Genomic DNA, 18,982 nt, shown 5'->3' on the forward strand with positions numbered 1-18,982 from the left:
AGAGTCCATGCTTAATTTGATAAATTAGACCTCTTGCAAAAGTAAAAAATCCATCATTTTCATCGCCTTTATTGTCAATTTTCGTGACGAGTTACTCCTTACTTCTTACTCCTTACTCGACAACTGCTGCGAAGTCTATTGATTTCAAGATTTTGGCTATTCAGTTCTGACAGTTTCCCAACAACTGATGCCTCTGTGCTTTACTAAGCAAGGGTAGTTCCGATACTGAAACTTGAGAATTCTCTACTATCCCTGACAGCAAATTCTGAAAATGACTAGTCATCCTCTCAATCGTCGATTCATTAAACAGATCGGTATTGTACTCCCACTCACACCTCAATTCCTGCTCTACCTCGGTGATAAATAATGTCAAATCTAACAGTGAAGTCTCATATTCCTTGCGGAAAGGACTGATCTTGATTCCAGGTATTGCTAATTTATCCATTGGCATATTTTGCAGAATCAACATCACCTGCAACATGGAAGCATAATCCAAAGAGTAGTTTTTTACCTGCAAGGCTTTCATTACTTGTTCAAAAGGTATATCCTGATTTTCATAGGCTGTAAGAGTGGTTTCCTTGACCTGCACGAGGAGTTTTTCAAAGGTGAGCTCATCTTCCAAAAAAGCCCTCAACAATAAAACATTTTGAAACAAGCCAATTAAAGACTCAGTATCACTATAGTTACGATTAGCTACGAGAGTACTAATTAAAATATCTGATTGACCACTGTAACGATATAGTAAAGTTGCTAATGCTCCATACAGAATCATGAATAAAGTAGTATTAGTCTTTTTCGCTAAAGTTTTCAATTTTTGAGTCAGATTGCTATTTAAACAAGACTTGTACAAGTCACCGTTATAAGTTTTCACTTTGGGACGAGGACGGTCAATTGGCATTGGTAATAATGCTGGTGCGCCATCCAACTGTTGTTTCCAGTAGTTGAGTTGATTTTTCAATACCGAAGGACTCATAAATTGTCTTTGCCACAGTGCGAAGTCTGCATACTGAATAGTTAATTCTGATAAAAGTGATGGTTCTCCTTGGATAAAAGCTTGGTATAAACTGCATAGTTCTTGGTTGAATAAATTCCGTGACCAACCATCGAAGATAATATGGTGAATTGGCATTAATAGAACAGATTCTGCGACGTCTAACTTTAACAAACTACACTTAATTAAGGGAGAACTTTCTAAATTGAATGGGGTAGTTCCTTGTTGTTGGATGTGTTGGCGTAACGTTTTTTTGCATTCTCGCCCTTCGAGTTGTTGTAAATCCACTACATGGATCTTGATGTCAGCTTCTGGGTGAATTATTTGTACTAGTTTGCCATCTTCTGATTTAAAGTTTGTGCGTAGCACTTCGTGACGACGTACTATTTCTGATAAAGCTTGTTGTAGGGCATTAATATCCAAATTTCCCTTAAGGCGGGCGAAAAAACAGATAGTGTGGAGATCTCTTTCTCCTTCAATGCGCCCATGTAACCATAGTCGTTCCTGAGCAAAGGAAAGAGGTATGGGGAATATTTTTCCCCTTGGTTGGATAGGAGGGAGGTTTAGTAAGCTACTAGCAGTATGTTGTTGGGTTAATGCTTGTTCTAATTGAGCTACATTGGGAGATTCAAAGATAACTCTTAGGGGTATGTCTACTGAGAAGGCTTGTTTAAGTCGCGAAGTTAATTGAGTCGCCAACAGGGAATGTCCCCCCAATTCAAAAAAGTTGTCTTTGATGCCGACATTTTTTACTTTAAGAACATCCGCAAAGATATTGGCGATGATTTCTTGAGTAGGTGTGCTTGGTGCTACGTATTCAATTTCTCTGCTGATGGCTCCATCAGGTACAGGTAATGCTCTACGATCTACTTTGCCGTTGGGTGTTAAGGGTAGAGTATCTAGAGTGACAAAGGCATTAGGTACCATATATTCTGGCAGTTTCTGTTTCACGAATCCACGCAGTTGACTAATACTGATTGACTTTTCCCCATTGACTACATAGGCTACTAAACGTTTATTACCAGGATTATCTTCTCTGGCAATGACTACTGCTTTTTGGATTTGAGGGTGGGTATTGATGACAGATTCAATTTCTCCTAGTTCGATACGGAAACCTCGAATCTTCACTTGATTATCGATACGCCCGAGAAATTCAAGGTTACCATCGGGTAAATAGCGAGCAAAATCCCCTGTTTTATAGAGTTTCTCCCCATAATCTGAGAAGGGGTTGGAGATAAATTTTTCTGCAGTTAGTTCTGGACGGTTGAGGTAGCCTCTAGCTAAACCATCTCCTCCAATATAGATTTCTCCTGGTACTCCTATAGGTACTGGCTGTAAGTTTGAGTCTAGGATATAGATTTGGGTGTTGGCTATGGGTCGACCGATTAGTTGCTTATGATGGCAAATTCGCAACGGGCACACTGTAGTATCAACAGTACACTCTGTTGGGCCATAAAGATTGAAAAAATTAAGGTCTCTTCGCTGACTTAAAGCTTGCCAGAGGTCTAGAGTAACCTTTTCTCCTGCTACTAGTATGTATTTGGGAACATTATCACCTGAAAGTAACCCCGCCGATACCAATAGTTCTAATTGCGATGGCGTACAATCAAATACGTCAATCCTATGGTGCTGTAAATAAGATAATAGGGCATCTCCATCAAATCTTACCATTGTGGGTACGATATCAACAGTGTAACCGTGAAGTAGTTGCACAAACTGTTTTACAGAACCATCAAAACTTAAAGACCCATTCAAACTGACACGCAGTGGTGAATTTGGGATTTCTTGATAGATAGTTTGATGAAGACCCTCTGAAAAATTTACAACCGAGCGATGTACAATGGCAACTCCCTTTGGTTGACCAGTAGAACCAGAAGTATAGATAACATAAGCCAAGTTATCAGAGAAGATCTCCACATCCAGATTTTCCCCACTATATTGCTCTATAAAACCCCAATCATGATCTAAACAAATCACCTTAGCTCGATTTCCTGGCCAAGACTCTAGCAAAGATTGTTGAGTAACCAAGACCTCAACACCCGAATCAGATAACATGTAACTCAACCGTTCTGCTGGATAATTGGGATCAAGGGGTACATAGGCACCACCAGCTTTCAGTATCCCCAACAGTCCCACCACCATCCCTACTGAACGCTCCACACCTATTCCCACCAGCACTTCTGGCCCCACTCCCAAACTTTGCAGATGACGTGCTAGTTGGTTGGCTCGCTGATTCAATTGCTGATAGGTTAACTGCTCATCTTCAAACACCACAGCCACAGCATCCGGTGTTTTCTCTACCTGCTCTTCAAACAACTGATGGATACATTGGTCTTGAGGATATTCTTTCTCCGTATCATTCCACTCCACCAACAACTGATGTCGCTCTGCTTGACTCAACAAGGGTAATTCAGCTACAGATTGTTGTGGATTCTCTACACACCCTGACAGCAAGTTCTGAAAATGACCAGCCATGCGCTCAATCGTTGCGCCATCAAACAAGTCGGTGTTGTACTTAAACGTTCCTTCTACAGATGAACTTCCCTCCACCATGTCGAGAGCCAAATCAAACAAGCCTTCTTGCAAAGGTATCTTGCCAGGTTTTAGCTTTAATTTTTCCTGAGCAGTATCAGCTTCTGTTTCATTCCTCAACAATCTCTGTACAGCATGGGATTGTTGATCTGGTTCTAGATTAAAAGAGACCTGAAAAATAGGTGCATAACTAGGATCCCTTTGGGGCTGTAATTTGTTTACGAGTAAAGCGAATGGGTAATCTTGATGAGTTATGGCTTCGAGTACAGTTTTATGAACTTGGTCTAAAAATCCCTCAAAAGTAGGATTTCCTGATAAATCTGCCCTCATCACAACTGGATTAACAAAGTAGCCCACAATATTCGCCAACTCAGGTTTACTTCTGCCTAAAAGAAGGGAACCAACTAAAATATCTGGCTCAGAAGTGTAACGATATAGCAGGATATCAAAGGTAGCCAACAAGACACTGTAAAGCGTTGTTTCCTGTTTTTGAGCTATGATATTCAGTTTTTGCGTTAGGTTTGCTGATAATCTAAAACTATAGGAATAACTGTTATCCGTTTGTACTGGTGGTCGTGGTCTGTCCGTGGGCAAATTTAGTACAGGTAAATCTCCAGTCAGTTTTCGGTGCCAATAATTCCAGTGTTTTTCCCCTTGAGCGCTGGCGGCCATTTGTTTCTGCCAATGGATGTAATCTCTTAGTAATTGTAAAATTTCAGTTTTATATTGTTTCAGTTGAGCTAACACTGAGTTGATTGGCTCATATTTGGGTGCGTGGTAGCGTATTTCTTCCTCTTGAACCCATAATTTCCAACCTTTGATTGAAAGCTCTCTTAAAAAATCAACTAAATTCATAGCACTCCTTCAATAAAATCAACGGACATCCACTATTTCAATTAAGTCTTTGACATTATCCCACAGTAAGCGTGGGGTCAACTTCTCATTTTTTAGATAACGGTTGATTTTATCATGGCTAATCTGCTCTAAATGTTCTGCTAAGGTGAGAGTATAATTGAGGTGGCTACTTAATAAGTATTGACAATAGTTAAGTTTAGTAAATTTCATCACTAACTGAATTTTTTAAAGCACCCTCCTCTGATTTGATCAGAAAAATTAAAAAACGAACGACCATTAATTACTATTACTAATCTGAAAAAGGGCTGATCACAGACGTAGCTTACTATAGTACTAAAGTACTATAGTAAGCTATCCACTGTGCCAGTTGCGTAAGTCCTGTAGAAATTTGACACTCCCCGGCCTAAAGGCGCGGGGATTCCTAGATCAACGAGCCGCCTTAAACCATGGAGTTCTCATCTTTGACGCCGCCAAAAACAAGACAATACTCAACCGAGAATCCGTCAAGACTAAATTCCTAGTTAATTCACCATAGACCCAGAGGGCAGTTCTCGCATGGGGCGTTTAACTACTCTTTGGAAGTGCCTTAAAAAGTCTGTTTCTCTTCCTTTCGTTTGGTTCCGGTGTGCCCCACCGTACCGTTTTTTTCTCAAAGTGTGATTCTTCTGGGTTCACACATCAACTGTTAATTGATGATTGGGTTTTTAAGGAGGAGATTCCCTACCCTCCGGGCATTACTACTTTAAGGCCGATAAGTTACGGGTCTCTCTCCCGGCTCAGCCTACGGTTTTTCAGCCTGTACCCTATATTTTAATTATAACCTGGCGCTAGATAAGCGTCAACTTAAAAGCCGTCCTAGAAGGACGGGGCTTTAGACCCATTTTTTTGGTAAAACAGTTAATCGGTTAATGGGAGTCGGGAGTCGGGAGTCGGGAGTCGGGAGTCGGGAGTCGGGAGTCGGGAGTCGGGAGTCGGGAGTCGGGAGTCGGGAGTCGGGAGTCGGGAGTCGGGAGTCGGGAGTCGGGAGTCGGCAATAGGCATGCTAGCAATGCTAACTTCGTTCCTTCAGACTTCTGACTTGAGACTTGAGACTTCTAATGTTACCTAGTCTGGAGGAACAGGGAAATCTATAAAGTGAGTCCTGTTGAATTGGTCCCATTGGCCCTATACCCTCACCTAGGTATGTCACCCATGAACACAACTCCTCCCAACATTAAAGGCTATTGCATCACTGACCTGGTCTACCATGGGTCGAGAACCGTAGTTTATCGTGGCACTAGGAACAATGACCACACACCAGTAGTACTCAAACTGCTCAATAATCCTTATCCCAGCTTCCAGGAACTTGTCCAGTTCCGCAATCAGTACACCATTGCCAAAAATCTTGACCATCCCGGAATTATCCAAATCTATAGCTTGGAGTCCTACCAAAATACGTTGGTATTGGTGATGGAAGACTTTGGTGGCATCTCCCTGGAAGAGTATACCACTGATAGTTTGCACCAAAGACCGATAACGGATGATGTAGAGCATCCCGGTATGCTCACTGAGCAGTCACTTCAGGAATTTCTCGACATTGCCATCCAAATCGCCTCCATCCTGGACGGACTCTATCGCCACCGAGTCATCCACAAAGACATCAAGCCTAGCAATATCCTGATTAATCCCACTACCAGTCAAGTCAAATTCATCGACTTCAGTATTGCCTCCCTACTCCCGAAAGAAAGCCAAATCCTGACTAGTCCTAACTGCCTCGAAGGTACCCTGGCTTACCTGTCTCCGGAACAAACCGGACGGATGAATCGCGGAATTGACTACCGCAGTGACTTTTATTCGACGGGGATAACCTTCTACAAGCTGCTCACCACAGAGTTACCCTTTAGCACTAGTGACCCCATGGAGTTGGTTCACTGTCATATTGCTAAACAACCAGTAGCTCCACACCAGCGTAACCGAGCTATTCCCCCACTCCTGTCGGAAATTATCAGTAAACTGATGGCTAAAAATGCTGAAGACCGTTATCAGAGTGCTTTGGGACTCAAGTATGACCTAGAACAGTGTGCGGAACATTGGGACAGATTGGGCGCGTACGCTGACATTAAGTTGGGTAGTCGAGATATTTGCGATCGCTTCGTCATTCCGGAAAAACTCTACGGGCGTCAAGCCGAAGTCGAGACCTTACTCTCTGCCTTTGAGCGAGTTACTCAAGGAACAACAGAAATGATTCTGGTAGCGGGCTTTTCCGGGATTGGTAAAACCGCTGTGGTCAATGAAGTCCACAAACCGATTGTGCGGCAGCGGGGTTATTTCATCCAAGGTAAGTTTGACCAGTTCCAGCGTAATATTCCCTTTAGTGCCATAGTCCAAGCACTGCGGGACTTGATGGAGCAATTACTCACCGAAACTGATGCCCAACTGCAGCAGTGGAAAGCACAAATTCTGTCTGCTGTGGGTGAGAATGGTCAAGTGATGGTGGATGTGATTCCAGAATTAGAAAGCATTATCGGTAAACAGCCTCCTGCTCCGGAACTGTCTGGTACGGCGGCTCAAAATCGGTTTAATTTGCTCTTTAGTAAATTTATCCAAGTTTTCACCACCAAGGAACATCCCCTGGTGATTTTCCTCGATGACTTGCAGTGGGCAGATTCGGCTTCGATAAAGTTGCTGCAATTGTTGATGGCAGAAACTAATATTTCCTATCTGCTGCTAATTGGTGCTTATCGAGATAATGAAGTAAATCCTACTCATCCGTTGATGCTAAAGTTGTCCGAGATGGCGAAAGTGGGCGTTTCACTCAATACCATTACCCTTGAACCCCTGAGTAAATCTGACTTAAACCATCTGATTGCGGATACCCTGACTTGTGGGATAGAACTGGCGGAACCCCTCACCGAATTAGTCGCTCAGAAAACCAAAGGAAATCCGTTTTTTGCGACCCAATTCCTGAAATCCCTCCATCACGACCGATTAATCACCTTTAATTTTGAGCAAGGGTATTGGCAATGTGACATCGCTGAAATTAGACGCTTGGCTCTGACGGATGACGTGGTTGAATTTATGGCACTTCAGTTACATAAATTGCCAAAAGAAACTCAGGATGTCTTAAAACTAGCGGCTTGTATTGGCCACCAATTTGATTTAGATACCCTGGCCATTATCCATGATAAATCTCCAACCGATACGGCAACTTCTTTATGGAAATCTCTGCAAGAAGGGTTGGTGTTACCCACCACAGAAATTTACAAATTCTTCACTGTTAATAGTAATTCCCTATCGAGCACTGAAGCAAAATTATCCCAAAGCTCAATCCCCCTATGGGCTACGCCCACGCTACGGGAAAACCAATCCCCAAGTTACAAGTTTTTACATGACCGAGTCCAGCAAGCGGCTTATTTTCTGATTCCGGAAGACCAGAAACAGTTAACCCACCTGACGATTGGGCAACTGCTGTTGAAAAATATCCCCACAGCAGAACGAGAAGAAAAGATTTTTGATATTGTCAACCAGTTAAATTATGGTCTGGAGTTAATCACCGAGCAAGCACAGCGAGATGAATTAGCTCAATTAAATCGTATTGCTGGAGAAAAAGCCAAGGGAGCCACGGCCTATGGGGCGGCTTTTAACTATTTAACCGTAGGTCTGGAACTGCTAGGGGAAAATAGCTGGCAACGTCAGTATGATCTCAGCCTAGCTCTATATCAAGCTGCTGCCGAGGCCGCATACCTCAATACCGACTTTGAGCAGATGGAGCAAATGCTTGAGGTGGTGTTGGCACAAGGGAAAACACTACTGGACAAAATCACCGCCTATGAAGTCTCGATTGACGCCTATAAAGCCCAAAACCAGGGTGAGCAAGCCATTACCACCGGGCTGCAAGTGCTGAAGTTATTGGGGATAGAACTCCCCCAACAGCCCAGTCAAGAGGATATTGAGCTGGCACTACACCAGACACAGTCAGCTTTAGAGGGTAAAGAGATTGAGGAGTTAATGGATTTGCCGGTGATGACGGCACCGGAAAAACTAGCGGCGATGACTATTCTCTCGCGACTCGGAAAAATTGCTTATCTGACCATACCTGTACTGTTTCCGTTAATGGTTTTGAAACAGGTCAATCTCTCCCTGCAAAATGGCAATTGTCCTGTGTCTGTTGTGTGCTATACACATTACGGCATCCTGCTCTGGCACTTCTGTGGAGATATCGATGGCAACTATCGCTTCGGTCAACTGGCTCTGAAGTTATTAGCACGCTTTAATGACAAACAGCTTAAATGTATAGTACTGTTTGTGGTCAATATCACCATAAAGCCCTGGAAAGTGCATCTGAAAGAAACATTAACCCCTTTGGTAGAAGCTTACTCTGTAGGGGTAGAAACTGGAGATTTTGACGACTCTGCCTTCTCTGCCTATATGTACTTAGAACATTCCTTTTGGCTCGGTAAGCAGCTAGCTGAGCTTGACCAGAGCTGTGCCAACTATCATCAAGGGATTGATCAACTCAAGCAAGATATCCCACATCAGCTTAGTGCCATCACCTGGCAAGGGGTCTTAAACTTACTAGGACAAGCTGAAAATTATTGCTGTTTAAGGGGTGAAGTCTACGACGAACTCCTCATGCTCCCACTCCACAAGAAGTTCAATAACGTCAGGGCACTTTACACCCTATACCTAAATAAATTATTTCTGTGTTATCTATTTCAGGATTATCCGCAAGCTTGGCAACAAGCCACCATTACCGAAAATTATTTAGATGGAGTAGCAGGCCTTTTCGTTTTTTCGCTTTTCTATTGGTACGATTCTCTGACTCGCTTAGCTCTCTATCCTGAACAAAATCACACTCAACAACAACAAAGTTTAGATAAAATCGCCCACAATCAAGACAAGATTAAAACATGGGCAGACCATGCCCCGATGAATTATTTGCACAAATTTTATTTAGTCGAAGCCGAGCGCTATCGTGTTTTGAGTCAAAAGCTGGAAGCCATAGAGTATTATGACCGCGCTATTGCTGGAGCAAAGGAAAACCAATACATTCAAGAGGAAGCCCTGGGTAATGAACTTGCTGCCAAATTCTACTGGGAGTGGGGTAAAGAAACCATTGCCCAAGCCTACCTCACTCGTGCCTACTATGGCTATAGTCACTGGGGAGCAAAAGCTAAGGTGGAGGATTTGGAAATTCGTTATCCCCAATTTCTCGGTTCCATTCTTAGCCAGAAAACTATCAATATCAGCACAGCAGAGACGATCACCAACCTCACCACTCAAGGGGTTAATAGCACAACTACAAACGCTTCCACTGCTTTGGATTTGGCTACAGTTATCAAAGCCTCCCAGGCTCTATCTGGGGAAATCCAGTTAGATCAGTTGCTCTCTACTTTGATGCAAGTGGTGATGGAAAATGCCGGGGCTGACAAATGTGCTCTAATTTTGGTAAAAGGTGACCAGTTAGTGATCGAGGCTATGGAAACTGCTAATCAACTCGCTTTAGTGGAATCTATACCAGTGGAAGAAAGCCAAGATATTCCCCAAAGTGCGATCAATTATGTCAAGCGGAAATTGGAAACCTTAGTTATCAATGATATCACGGTTGAGACTATCCTAGCGGCTGACCCCTATTTTATCCGTCAGCAACCCCGGAGTCTGATGTGTACTCCTATCATCAATCAAGGTCAACTAATTGGCTTACTTTATCTAGAAAATAATCTCACCACTGGAGCCTTTACACCAGACCGATTAGAAATCTTAAATCTGCTGACTTCTCAAGCTGCTATTTCTATAGAAAACTCCCTATTGTATCGCCAATTAGAAGACTATTCCCACACCCTAGAACAAAAAGTAGAAGAACGCACCGCCCAACTAGCTGAGTCTAATCAACAACTGAAAACTGCTAAACAAAAAGCCGATGCTGCTAACCAAGCTAAAAGCGAATTCCTCTCCAATATGAGCCATGAATTGCGTACTCCTCTCAATGGTATCCTCGGCTATGCTCAAATCCTGAAGCGGAACCGAGACCTAGGCACCAGGGAAATTGATGGTTTAACGATTATTGAGCAAAGCGGCAACCATTTGTTAACTCTAATCAACGATATTTTAGACCTATCCAAAATCGAAGCCCGCAAAATGGAACTCTACCCCAGGGATTTACACCTCCAAACCTTCCTCGAAAGTGTGGTAGGTATTATCCGCATGCGTGCCTTGGAAAAAGATATTGTATTCCAATATAACCCTGAGGATAACTTACCTCATAGCATTAAAGCTGACGAGAAACGACTGCGACAGGTACTGCTGAATTTATTAGGTAATGCTGTTAAATTCACCGACACTGGTCAAGTAACATTAAAGGTTAAGGTGATTAGGGCGTGTTTTCAAAGTTTTCCGCAAGATTTAGATCCCCCCCAGCCCCCCGCGCGGAAGGGGGAGCCATACTCAAAGTCCCCCTTTTTTAAGGGGGATAATGGGGGATCTCCGAGTTTGAAGACACGCCCTAGTCTCGACCAACCTCAAAAGACAACACTTCGTTTTCAAGTGATTGATACCGGTGTCGGCATCACCCCCGAACAGTTAGAGAAAATTTTCCAACCCTTTGAACAAGTGGGAGATACGCAAAGGCGTGCTGCTGGCACTGGTTTAGGTTTAGCGATAACGAAGCAGTTGGTAGAGCTAATGGGAGCAAAGCTGCAAGTCACAAGCGAACTTGGTTATGGCTCTACCTTCTGGTTTGATGTTACCTTCCCACTGGTAGAAACATACCAACCACAGCAGCAACAGAGCCTGGGGCAAATTGTTGGTTATATTGGCTCTCGGCGCAAGGTATTAATCGCGGAAGACAAAGCAGCAAATCGGGCTGTGTTGCAGAACATGCTGGAGCCGTTGGGCTTTGAAGTCGTGATGGCAGAAAATGGCCAGGAGGAAATCGAACTGGCTCAACAGCTGCAACCTGACCTGATATTGACCGACTTAGTCATGCCGGTCAAAACTGGCTTTGAAGCGATCGCAGAACTGAGAAACCTACCTCAAATGCAGGATATACCAATTATTGTGGTGTCCGCTAGCGTGTTAGACACCGACCTTGAGAAAAGTAAGCTTGTGGGCTGTCAAGGCTTTTTGTCCAAACCCGTGGATGAGCAACAGTTGCTGAAATTGTTGGGAGAGTATTTGCAACTGGAGTGGATTTATGAAGAAGAGTCCCCACAGACCATAGCACCAGCTAGTTCAGAGCACCCTTTAGTGATTCCGCCACCAGAGGAAATGGAAGTCCTCTACGAATTAGCCATGCTCGGCAGTATGAAAAAGATTCGCCAACGAGCCACCTATCTCCAAGAACTGGATACAAAGTACATCCCCTTTGCTAAGAAACTCAAAGATTTAGCCCAAGGATTCCAGGAGGAAAAGATTGTAGATTTAGTGGAAAAGTATCTAGAGATTGAAAATAGTTAATCGATTTTAGGGAGTAGGGAGTAGGGAGTAGGGAGTAGGGAGTAGGGAGTCGGGAGTAGGTAAGTCAGAAGAGGGATCCCCCCTAACCCCCCTTAATAAGGGGGGAACGGAAGTGGAAAAAAATTCTGTGTACTTCATAGCTATAAAAAACGCTATATCTTGTTGCCAAACCAAATTTAAATGAGTTAAGCTTTAGAAAAAATATTATTAACAATAATAATAATTATCGCCTTTTACAATATATCATAAAACAAAATTTAAATTGATAAAAAAAACACTCTCATATATTTACTACTGCTGCCGATTCCCGATTCCCGATTCCCGATTCCCGATTCCCGATTCCCGATTCCCGATTCCCGATTCCCTGTTCCCTGTTCCCGATTCCCTACTCCCTACTCCCTACTCCCTACTCCCTACTCCCTACTCCCGATTCCCTTAAACCAACTATCTATGATTACTATTAACGGCTATCAAGTTAACACTAAACTGTACGAAAGTTCTAATTCAATCGTTTATCGTGGCATCAGAGATAACGACCATCAATCGGTGATCATCAAAGTCCTCAAGCAAGATTATCCCACCGAATCAGAGTTGACCAGATATAAACAAGAATATCAACTCAATCACTCTCTAAATTTTGCCGGAGTGATCAAAGCCTATGAGTTGCAGAAGTATCATAGTACGCTGGTTATTATCTTCGAGGATTTTGGAGGATACTCCTTAACTAATTGGCTAACTAAACGCCAGTTTACCCTAGAAGAATTTTTGAGATTAGCTATCCAAATCACTGATAGCTTAGGGGCTATTCATGGGGTGAATATTATCCATAAAGATATTAATCCCAGTAATATCATTTATAACCCAGACACGGGGGAAATCAAAATTATCGACTTTGGCATTTCTACCCAGTTACTCAGGGAAACTCCCACCTTAAAAAATCCCCATGTTCTAGAAGGAACATTAGCCTATATTTCCCCAGAGCAGACTGGGAGAATGAACCGTTGCCTAGATTACCGTACAGATTTCTACTCCCTTGGGGTTACCTTCTATGAATTACTCACAGGCAAACTCCCCTTTGAGAGTACTGAGCCGATGGAGTTAGTCCATTGTCATCTTGCTAAACAACCTATCCCTCCCCATCAACTAGAGAGCTTAACCTTAACCTCTCCAGAGATTCCTCAACTCTTGTCAGATATTGTCCTAAAATTAATGGCAAAAACCGCTGAGGAGCGTTATCAAAGTGCTTGGGGCATTAAAGCGGATTTAGAAGAATGCTTGAACCAGTTACAGACCACTGGCAAAATCCCACCATTTCCCCTAGGTACTCAAGACATTTCGGAAACCTTTCACATTCCCCAGAAACTCTATGGTAGAGAGCAAGAAGTCCAGATGCTGCTAGCTGCTTTTGAGCGAGTCGCAGCGATCGCAACTAGCAAAGCCTATGAACATCAAAAATCTAACTTCAGCTCCAGACCAGTCCAAAATTTGAGCAATCCCCGGTCTCGAACTGAAATGATGCTAGTGAGTGGTTATTCTGGCATTGGTAAATCAGCACTAGTACGGGAAATTTACAAACCGGTCACTAGGCAACGAGGATACTTTATTTCTGGAAAATTTGACCAATTTCAGCGCAATATCCCCTACTCTGCTATTGTCAGTGCCTTCTCTAGTTTAGTCCAACAACTGCTCAGTGAACCAGAAGAGCAACTCAACCAGTGGCGAGAAAAACTCCTAGCAGTACTCAATCCTAATGGACAGGTTATCATCGATGTGATTCCTGAAGTAGAACTAATTATTGGTAAACAGCCCACCGTAGCAACTCTTCCCCCTATTGAGACTCAACACCGCTTTAATTTAGTTTTCCAGAACTTCATCAAACTCTTTTGTGCTGAGGAGCATCCCCTAGTCATTTTCCTTGACGATCTTCAGTGGGCAGATATAGCTACACTGAAGTTGATTGAGCTAATCATGACTAATGAAGAAACGGAGTACTTATTGTTAATTGGTGCTTATCGGGATAACGAAGTCAACACTACTCATCCGCTGATGCTAACCCTAGATAAGCTGGGGGAATTGGGGGTTACCTTTGATAAAATTACCTTAGCTCCTTTACAAGAAAACCAGATCAATCAACTAATTGCGGATACCTTACAAGCTCAGCCAGAGTCAGTGATACCATTAGCAAACTTGGTGGTGAATAAAACCGCTGGTAATCCTTTCTTTGTCAATCAGTTTCTCCAAACACTTCACACCGAAAACCTACTAAGGTTTAAGGCTCCTCAAGATGGACATCAAGCTCAATGGCAGTGGGATATTTCTGAAATTGAGGCAGTAGGTATTACTGATAATGTGGTAGAGTTGATGGTGAGGAAGCTCAAAAAACTACCAGCTACTACCCAGAAGGTGTTGCAACTAGCTGCTTGTGTCGGTAATTATTTTAACCTCACTACTCTGTCAATTGTCTATGAAAAATCCTTAACAGATACCTTTAGGGATTTACTGAGTGCTATACAAGAAGGATTAGTATTGCCAACATCTGAGCTGAAAACTAGTGATCAAGAAATTATCGAGTCTCAACTGGTCATTCTCAATTTTAAATTTCTCCATGACCGAGTACAACAAGCGGCCTATGGGTTAATCAATCAGGAGGAGAAAACGAAAGTTCATCTGAGGATTGGACGGCTTTTGCGCACTAATCTCTCAGAGACCGAGCGCGAAGAAAGGGTGTTTGAACTGGTCAATCATCTTAACGTAGCTCAAGATGCGATCCCAGATCCTACAGAAAGAACGGATTTGGCTCAGTTGAACTTAGAAGCCGGTAAAAAAGCTAAGGAAAATATAGCTTATCAAGCAGCCAAAGACTATTTTAAACTAGGCATCGCTTATCTTGAGGATAATGCTTGGGAAACTCACTACTCTCTCACCTATGCTTTGTATAAGCAACTGGCAGAGACCGAGCAATTTGATAATAATTTCGAGCAGGCAGACAAATTAATTAACTTGCTCCTATCTCGCGTAGAGTCTGTAGTAGACAAGGCAGATATTTATTGGTTAAGTATTCGACACCACACCGTGATATCCCAGGAGCATAGGGCAATTGAAATTGGCAAACAAGCTCTCCCTCTGCTAGGAATAGATTGGCCAAAACCAGACCAGCTACAGACTATATCAGTATACTTAGAACGTGTTAGACAGCAAATTAACCACAAAACTCAGGGTCAAGCCATCAGTGTGCTCCTGAATGAACCAGAGGCGAAGGAATTGATTCAAAAGAATATAATTAAGTTATTAAATTGCCTGCTACCTCCCTCTTATATTACCAAGCAAAACCAATTACACTTTTGGTTAGGGTCTAAAATTGTCGAGCTGTCTTGCCAATATGGCATGGTGGCTGAATCAGCCTTTGGTTTTATGGTTTACGGGATGTTGGTCAGTACGGAGTTAGGGGATTCTCAATTAGGCTATGAAATTGGCTGGCTTGGTCTCAATTTGAGTAAGAGATTTAACCAATTAGATAAAGTAGCTCAGACTTGTTATATATTGGCCAATAATTTTTATCCTTGGGTGAATCCATTAAAAGAATCGGAGCAGATTTTAGATGAGGGAATACAGGCCGCTTTAGCTTCGGGAAACGCTATGTTTCTCGGGTATCTGGTGATCTATAAAGTAATTAATCCATTTTATTGGGGAAAAAAATTATCAAAAATTATAGAAGAGTTACCTGAGTACTTAGGATTAGCTCAAAAAACTCATAATCGTTTAGCTGAAGATTCATTTTTAGCGTTAAAGCTTGTTCTGTATAACCTTTTGGGAAAAACTAGCGATAAATTTTCCTTTGATATCGAAGACCTCACAGAATCTCAGTATCTAGAAAATTGCCACTGTGATCATGGTGACTATGCCCTTTGCCACTATTATATCCTCAAATCCATACTTCTGTATTGGTATGACCAACCACGTCAATCCCTTGATTATTCAGAAAAAGCCGAAAAAATTATTGCTGTGCTCACCAGTAAGTTTCAGGTGGCTGTCAAAAGTTTCTACGAATCCCTGAGTTTAGCTAGTCTCTACCCCTCGGCGTCAGAGGTTGAGAAAAAACAATATTGGCAGCAGCTGTTAACCAACCAAGAACAAATGAAACGTTGGGCAGATAACTGTCCTGAGAACTTCCAGCATCACTATCTGTTGGTAGCAGCAGAGATGGCTCGTTTATCTGGTCAGCATCTAGAGGCAATCAAGTTATATGACCAAGCGATCGCATCCGCTGAAGACAATGGCTTTATCCAAAATCAAGCCTTAGCTAATGAATTAGCCGCTAAGTTTTGGTTAAGCCGAGGCAAAGCAGACATTGCTCAAATTTACATTAATAAAGCTCACTATAACTATCAGCTTTGGGGGGCAAGACGTAAAGTCGAAGATTTGGAACAGAAGTATCCCGACTTACTGGTTAAAAGAACCCAGCAGTCTTCCTTGTCTTCAACCCAAACTATTAGCAGTACTACTACCAGCAGCACTAGGTCAGACCTAATACTGGATTTAAACACAGTAGTAAAAGCATCTCAAACTATTTCTGGGGAAATCGTCCTAGCTGATCTCCTCAATAAGTTGATGGAAATTGTGGTAGAGAATGCTGGAGCGGAGTTTGGTTGTTTAATGTTAGAACGAGATCATCAACTGTTCATAGAAGCCACTAAAGAGGTTGAGGGAGTTGACCAGATTCGGTTGCAGTCAATCCCAGTCGCCACCAGTGACCAGTTACCGAAAGCCCTGATTAACTATGTGGCTCGTACTGGCGAGAATTTAGTTCTCAATGATGCCGGTGCTGACTCCAAGTTTGCTAACGACCCTTACCTACAGACCCGCCAGCCCAAATCTGTCCTCTGTAGTCCGATCTTAAACCAGGGCAAGTTGGTCGGCATTCTCTATTTAGAAAATAATCTAACTCCAGGAGCCTTTACACCAGACCGATTAGAAGTGTTAAATCTGCTGACTTCTCAAGCCGCAATTTCCTTACAGAACGCTCGACTTTACGAACAGCTCGAAGCATTGGCTCAAAGTCTACAGGTGAAAGTAGACGAAAGAACCCAAGACCTACAGAAGGCTTTACAGGCAGCAGAAGTGGCTAACCAAGCTAAGAGTGATTTCCTCTCCAACATGAGTCACGAACTCCGCACTCCCCTCAATGGCATCCTCGGCTACGCCCAAATCTTAATGCGCGATCGCAATTTAAATCCTCGTCAAACCAATGGTTTAAAAACTATCTACCAAAGTGGCAACCATCTATTAACTCTAATCAACGATCTCCTCGACATTGCCAAGATTGAAGCTGGCAAGATGGAACTATATCCTACTGACTGGCATTTGCCCACGTTTCTGGAAGAAGTAGTAGGAATTATCGGCATGAGAGCATTAGAAAAAGATATTTTATTCAAGTACCAGCCAGGGGATAATCTCCCCTCTGGGATTCAAGCCGATCAGAAGCGAATGCGGCAGATACTTCTCAACCTGCTCGGCAACGCCGTCAAATTTACTGATCGTGGTCAAGTAACCTTTAAAGTCAGCGTACTCAAGAACCAAAATGGAGGGATTAACCATCAGGTCAATCATCCCCAGACTCTACGTTTCGAGGTGATTGATACAGGAGTGGGAATGACTCAGAAGCAGTTAGAAACAATTTTCCAACCCTTTGAACAAGTTGGAGATATCCACAACCGTGCCGATGGTACAGGCTTGGGTTTAACTATTAGCCAGAAACTGATCGACTTGATGAAGGGAGAATTAAACCTTAAGAGTGAGCTGGGTAAAGGTTCCACGTTTTGGTTGGATGTCACCTTCCCAACTTTGGAAATAGCTCTGAAAAAAGAACTGAATTTAGTCGGTCAGGTAATTGGTTATGAAGGAGTTCGCCGCAAAATACTGGTAGTAGATGATAAACTCGAAAACCGTGCTGTCTTGCAAAACATGCTGGAGCCGTTAGGATTTGAGGTGGTTTTAGGAAACAATGGTCTCGAAGAAGTACAACTGGCTTGCCAAATCCAACCCGACTTGATTTTGACTGACCTAGTTATGCCTGTCAAAACCGGTTTTGAAGCTGTCCAGGAAATTCGACAGATACCTCAAATCCAGAATGTAACCATTGTAGCGGTTTCAACCAGCATCTGGGAGATGGATGAAACTAAGAGCAGGATAGCTGGTTGTGATAATTTTATTTCTAAACCAGTAGACCAACTACAGTTACTCCAAGTATTAGAGCAGCATTTAGCTTTAGAGTGGATCTATGAAGACACTGCTGCGCGTCAAAAATCTGATATTCAACCAGTAGCCAATTCCTCCACAAAAGAATCATTAGAGGAAGTATTAAATGAATCATTTATAATTCCCCCAAACTCGGAAATGGAAGTGTTATATGAGTTAGCGATGCTTGGGAGTATGAGGAAAATTTGTGAACGAGCGGTCTATCTTGAGGAGTTGGACGATAAATACCTTCCTTTTGCCAACAAACTCAAGGAATTAGCACAAGATTTTCAAGAAGCGGAGATTTTGGCTTTGGTAGAAGAAAATCTATCAATGTCCAATTCTAACTAAAAACTTTGCTGAGGATTTCAATAGAAGGATCAACTTCCAGCCACACGGTAGCTCCACAATTTTTGGGACAATTGGGCTGATAGACTAACCGAGATGGTCCGTTGATTTCCACATAATGACCGTAGGTGTTGCGGTTGCCTTGTTTTACCGTGAGCACAGGCTTGTAGGTGCCGTACTTTTTATTTTGCTTAATGATGTTCTGGTTGACGTGGATGTAACTGGCGGCCTTTTGGCGCACTTTTCTCCAAGTTCCTTTTGGTCCACGGCGACCGGCACTGACCTTGGGCATGCCGTTAAATAGGGGAATTTGCCAAAATCTGCCAACCTTCTGAGCGCCCTTGATTCTGCCGTTTTTAAGGAGTTGGCGAACTCGTTGGACACAAATACCTAGAAGATAAGCTGCTTGAGTGGTACCGACCATGATCATGATTGTTGCTCCTTTTAATTAGCGCTATACTTATTTAAACACATAATTTCGATAATGTGGTAGCTATTTACAAAAATTAATAAAATTAACGATCGGATCAGGACTTACCCACCAAGACCCTTAAAACCTAAGTTCGACATCAGCAACTATCCTAAGGA

The 18,982-nt window shown here is 42.7% G+C and carries 8 protein-coding genes; 3 read left to right on the top strand and 5 right to left on the bottom strand.

Annotated elements, in window-relative coordinates:
• Positions 1-160: 160 nt before the first annotated feature.
• From F6J90_RS27265 to F6J90_RS27275, 3 genes are all read right to left on the bottom strand, one after another.
• Entirely contained in the window at positions 161-4,378 is a 4,218-nt protein-coding gene (locus F6J90_RS27265; RefSeq protein WP_293100873.1) for an amino acid adenylation domain-containing protein, read from the bottom strand.
• 18 nt (positions 4,379-4,396) lie between these two features.
• On the bottom strand, positions 4,397-4,588 hold the full coding sequence (locus tag F6J90_RS27270; protein ID WP_293100876.1) for a hypothetical protein: 192 nt from the start codon (positions 4,586-4,588) through the stop codon (positions 4,397-4,399).
• Positions 4,589-5,275: 687 nt separating this feature from the next.
• Entirely contained in the window at positions 5,276-5,419 is a 144-nt protein-coding gene (locus F6J90_RS27275; protein WP_293100879.1) for a hypothetical protein, read from the bottom strand.
• A gap of 150 nt (positions 5,420-5,569) precedes the next feature.
• Here F6J90_RS27275 and F6J90_RS27280 point away from each other — a divergent pair, with 150 nt between their 5' ends.
• Positions 5,570-11,812: a hybrid sensor histidine kinase/response regulator gene (locus F6J90_RS27280; RefSeq protein WP_293100882.1), complete on the top strand. Its 6,243-nt coding sequence runs from the start codon at positions 5,570-5,572 to the stop codon at positions 11,810-11,812.
• A gap of 6 nt (positions 11,813-11,818) precedes the next feature.
• Here F6J90_RS27280 and F6J90_RS27285 read toward each other — a convergent pair whose 3' ends face one another.
• Complete coding sequence (locus tag F6J90_RS27285; RefSeq protein ID WP_293100885.1) at positions 11,819-11,950, bottom strand: hypothetical protein; 132 nt, start codon at positions 11,948-11,950, stop codon at positions 11,819-11,821.
• 124 nt (positions 11,951-12,074) lie between these two features.
• On the opposite strand from F6J90_RS27285, the gene F6J90_RS27290 reads away from it, so the two are divergent.
• Positions 12,075-12,251 carry a hypothetical protein gene (locus F6J90_RS27290; protein ID WP_293100888.1) on the top strand — a complete coding sequence of 59 codons (177 nt, stop codon included), beginning with the start codon at positions 12,075-12,077 and terminating at the stop codon, positions 12,249-12,251.
• A gap of 11 nt (positions 12,252-12,262) precedes the next feature.
• Entirely contained in the window at positions 12,263-18,397 is a 6,135-nt protein-coding gene (locus tag F6J90_RS27295) for a hybrid sensor histidine kinase/response regulator (protein WP_293100891.1), read from the top strand.
• Here the strand turns inward: F6J90_RS27295 and F6J90_RS27300 are convergent.
• Positions 18,390-18,824 carry a helix-turn-helix domain-containing protein gene (locus tag F6J90_RS27300; protein WP_293100894.1) on the bottom strand — a complete coding sequence of 145 codons (435 nt, stop codon included), beginning with the start codon at positions 18,822-18,824 and terminating at the stop codon, positions 18,390-18,392. The two genes, F6J90_RS27295 and F6J90_RS27300, sit on opposite strands and share 8 nt — an antisense overlap.
• Positions 18,825-18,982 lie beyond the last annotated feature (158 nt).

It is taken from the genome of Moorena sp. SIOASIH (assembly GCF_010671925.1).
Classification (GTDB): domain Bacteria; phylum Cyanobacteriota; class Cyanobacteriia; order Cyanobacteriales; family Coleofasciculaceae; genus Moorena.